The organism is Paenibacillus zanthoxyli JH29 (genome assembly GCF_000520715.1).
Classification (GTDB): domain Bacteria; phylum Bacillota; class Bacilli; order Paenibacillales; family Paenibacillaceae; genus Paenibacillus_AQ; species Paenibacillus_AQ zanthoxyli.
Genome location: NZ_ASSD01000182.1, coordinates 1 through 3,750 on the forward strand (window position 1 = coordinate 1; position 3,750 = coordinate 3,750).

Annotated in this window: 4 protein-coding genes and 1 pseudogene; all 5 read right to left on the bottom strand. The window is 40.3% G+C overall.

The genetic code is table 11. From position 1 onward, the window contains the following. Positions 1-238: 238 nt before the first annotated feature. The 5 genes and pseudogenes from L691_RS0107165 to L691_RS33445 all read right to left on the bottom strand — a co-directional run bounded on the left by L691_RS0107165 (position 239) and on the right by L691_RS33445 (position 3,494). Complete coding sequence (locus L691_RS0107165) at positions 239-874, bottom strand: HXXEE domain-containing protein (RefSeq protein ID WP_025689669.1); 636 nt, start codon at positions 872-874, stop codon at positions 239-241. A 23-nt stretch (positions 875-897) separates the two neighbouring features. Continuing rightward, the gene (locus tag L691_RS0107170) at positions 898-1,479 is read right to left on the bottom strand and encodes a TetR/AcrR family transcriptional regulator (RefSeq protein ID WP_025689670.1); all 582 of its coding nucleotides are present in this window, start codon (positions 1,477-1,479) and stop codon (positions 898-900) included. Positions 1,480-1,655: 176 nt separating this feature from the next. Next, positions 1,656-1,940, bottom strand: a complete 285-nt coding sequence (locus L691_RS33435; protein ID WP_232229121.1) for a hypothetical protein — start codon at positions 1,938-1,940, stop codon at positions 1,656-1,658. Between the two features lie 75 nt (positions 1,941-2,015). Further along, positions 2,016-2,339 (bottom strand): hypothetical protein, encoded by a 324-nt coding sequence (locus L691_RS33440; RefSeq protein ID WP_232229122.1) that lies wholly within the window; start codon positions 2,337-2,339, stop codon positions 2,016-2,018. A gap of 255 nt (positions 2,340-2,594) precedes the next feature. After that, positions 2,595-3,494: pseudogene (locus L691_RS33445) on the bottom strand (ADP-ribosylglycohydrolase family protein). Positions 3,495-3,750: the final 256 nt, after the last annotated feature.

Consider the following 3,750-nt stretch of genomic DNA (forward strand, 5'->3'; position numbering starts at 1 on the left):
TACTTTCGCTGTGAGATATTTTCAGGATAGACTGACCCTTGAAATTGAAACAGCGACTGCCAAGGACGAGAAAATAAAGTCCTAGACTGTCGCTGTTTTCATTGAACTAATGTTCTCCGTTAGTTGAGAAAATAATCATCCTTCAATTTTAGTTACAGTAACCCCGTCTAATTTTACATCAAGAGTTATAATAACTGGACCTTCTGGTGGGTTAGGAGGACCTGTATAAGTATCATATTTAACCTTTATTATACTTATGAAAAGACCTTAATTGTTTTTGTGAAAATTTGTGGATGGAGTTTTTGTTTTCCATCCATGTATTCCCTTTCACTATTAAAATATAAACAGCTATGGCAAAATAAATCGCGCTCCAAATCCAGTCCGATAGGGTTATTAAATGATGCTCATATACGTAGTTGATGTACCAGATCCCAATCGGCAAATGTACAATAATTGCGGAGACTAATCCTGGATTATACATGCTTTTTGCTTTTATATTAGCGACGACTCCATGAAAAATGATTTGGAAAAAGCCCATTAAAACAGGTGCCATCCCCAGCCATACTACTGACGGGAAGAATACAGGGAGCAAGTAGAATACATAGGCGATGACCACATTAATAATCATTGCCGACTGTTTATTTAACGGATAGTTGTCAGGGGATTCACTTTTAAACAGAGCTATATTGAATATGCCTGGAAAGTACCCTGGCCAGCGGTATTCCTCAAACTGATGAAGAAGGATCGCCACAAAGCTTAACCATAATATGCTGTTTATCCGCGGCATTGTTCCCCAGTTCATTAGAAGATAAATGCATATAACAATGCCAATGAATAGTCCTATATCCTGCCAATATTTTCTTAATAAATTCATTTAATCACCTCAATCTGAGTTTATTAATGAAAGTATCTTGCAAAGAGCAAGTCAATCTGTTCCTCTATAGGTGCAATCTTCACGGAAGCTCCTGTTTCTAGAATAGGACTCATAAGTGCCGGTAGAAAAAGCGCTCCAAAAATCTGTATCGTCATGGTCATCAGGTGCTCTGGCTGCTGTTCATTGGTTAACTCTCTTAAAGTATTTTGTATCTTAGGAAACCCCAATAGTTTCAAAAATGATCCATATTCATGCTGGGAGGAGAAAACGGTCTTGCCCATCAGGATGATTCTGGAGAGCAATTCGGGATATTGACGGATGACTTGCAAATAATCCAGTAAAAATTGCCTCAATCTATCTCGCGCGGAAATAGAGAAATCGTCAAGTATGGCAAAGGTATGCTGAAAGCTGTTCAATATCAATTTGATGGACTCGCTAAACAAGTTTTCTTTGGACCCAAAGTAATAGTTAACTAGAGCGACATTCGTGCTTGAGGCTTCTGCAATTTTTTTTATCGTGATCCTTTCAAAGCCTTCTTGTTTGGTCAACTCCAGTGTGGCACGCATAATTTTCTCTTTTGTTTCCAACTTTTTGTCTGTCTCCATACGCAACCTCCAAGTATATTTCCGCGGATTTAAATGACATTTAAAATAACGTTTAAATTTAGTATAACAATCTTTTTCCTTATTGCAACTTTTATTTATCCGGAATCAAACCAAGTATCAAAGTCTCATTGTGACTATCCTACCCGTTCGTATCGATTAGCGACCCTTATCTGAAATCAATTCCCAAAATTTATTGAACCACTGTCGTTCGGATCATTTATTGTTTTTAAAGCTATTTGACTCCCTTCTTGATTAATTCCACTGATATCAAAAGGAGTTGAATCTGACGAGGGGAGAAACACGAACCATATCGTATGCCCTGTTTCCATTCCAGTCAGTTTAGCGGTATATTTACCTGTGCCTTTGCCCTTGACCTCGACGATTACTTTCTTAACAGATGAATCAATGACATCCCCAAACGCCATAGGAAAAGGAGTTGAGATACCTTTTACTTTAGGCATACTCATATAATTTAACGCAGTCTTTGCCGATTCACCGATTCCGTAGCCTCCGCCCCAAACCCATTTCCAACCGAACTACGTTTTCCGCATATACTCGACCTGAAGGTCTTCTCCGTCTTTATCGTAATATCGTTTATAAAAAAGGACGACGCCTCCCTTTACACGCTCCCCGTGAATGACCTCAATGGAAGGAATCTGACGAAATTTTAGAATCGCATCTTCTGGGGTTTTGCCAATTGGAATACGAATCCCCTTTAGCTCCAGGGCGCGCGACATCCGCCAATCCGAAAATCCACCTGGGGTTTCATTAAAAAAAACAAGTGTGTATAGAATGGTGAAAGCTAAAATCACTCCTGAAGTGATCCATACAAGTCGTTTTTTTCTGACAAGCATTTGCATTTCCCCACCTTCTAAATTTTAATAAAGTATATTCAAATATGATCAGTTTCCAATATTTTATATTTATTCTATATGAGATATTAGACTCAATCGAACTCCAGAAGTTGCAATTGGGTTCATGAAGATAATTAATTACCGTAAGAAAGAGCGTTAACTCCTCGTTGTTCCGTGTTCTGCTCATTAGCAAAACAGGCTACCTTTGTGGCGGCAGCCTGTTGTTGAACTATCGTACCTGTTAGTTGAATAAAAAACCCCCTACACTTCAGTTTTAGCCCGAAGCTCCATAATACTTGACGCTAGATTGACAAGCTCATTTCCATTAACATATTCGACCGCTTGATACCAGCTTTCATTCACGGATTCTGGGGACATCGCTCCCGCAATTGCTGCACCCATTGATGCGACTGAATCAGTGTAACCGCCTAGGTTAGTGGCTAGCAGCGTTGTTTTTTCAGCTGAGTTAGTCATTACAGCGAGGCTTATCGCCATAGCAACAATATTAGGGGTTTTCCAAGGCATGTATTTTTCTTTTATGTACTCTAAAGATAATGTCGCTTGACTAGAAAGGTCTTCGTACACTTGCATAATCAAGTTAGAGATGTTCTCGTCGGTTGTTGATTGGCGGTATTTTTCGGCGAGTCTCGCTGCCCGAACAGCATGCTGGAGCACCTCATCTGGGGACTTGTTATCAATTGCAGCAGAGACCGCGGCGGCAATTGCGGCAGCACCACATATTGCTATTCTTCAACCATGCGTAGGGATACTCGCTTCAAAAACACTTGAAACAAGTTCGTGTATATTTTCATATGAATACAATGCTCCAATGGGTGCCACACGCATTGCAGCTCCACAGCCGTCGCCTTCAAAAGCTATCCGAGAAGGATCGCCAAATTGTTGGAACTTCCCAAGCTGTAGAGTTGGGCGGTTTGACTTTTTGCATTGCATAAGTTCTTCTCCCACAGAAGCGTGAGTGATAGGAAGTCCCCGTGTAATTACCCTGGCAATTGAAGTCGTTTGTTCAGTATCATCTGTTGTTTCTCCAAATTTCCAGAAGTAATGCTTACCTTCATATCGGGGCATGTTACTACCTATTGGTCCATGAAATCCGGTAACCCCACCTGGAAACCACTGATTAATTTCCTCAACCTTAAAGATTCTGTTTGTTTTCCAATTGCATCCCCAGTCGAAACTCCTTTGAAGGAACTACCACTCGTTCTAACAATCCAACATTCCCGACCATAGGAGCTGCCACCTTTCACTGATGAGAGTGATTACAGTACTACTTTCCCACAGAAGGAAATTGATTTGTATTACAATAATGTTAAATTATGGTACACCCTATACTTCTTTTCGCGATCGTTATTCAACTCTACTGCCCGTTAGTCATAATGAACGAGGCGGCCCCAATCGC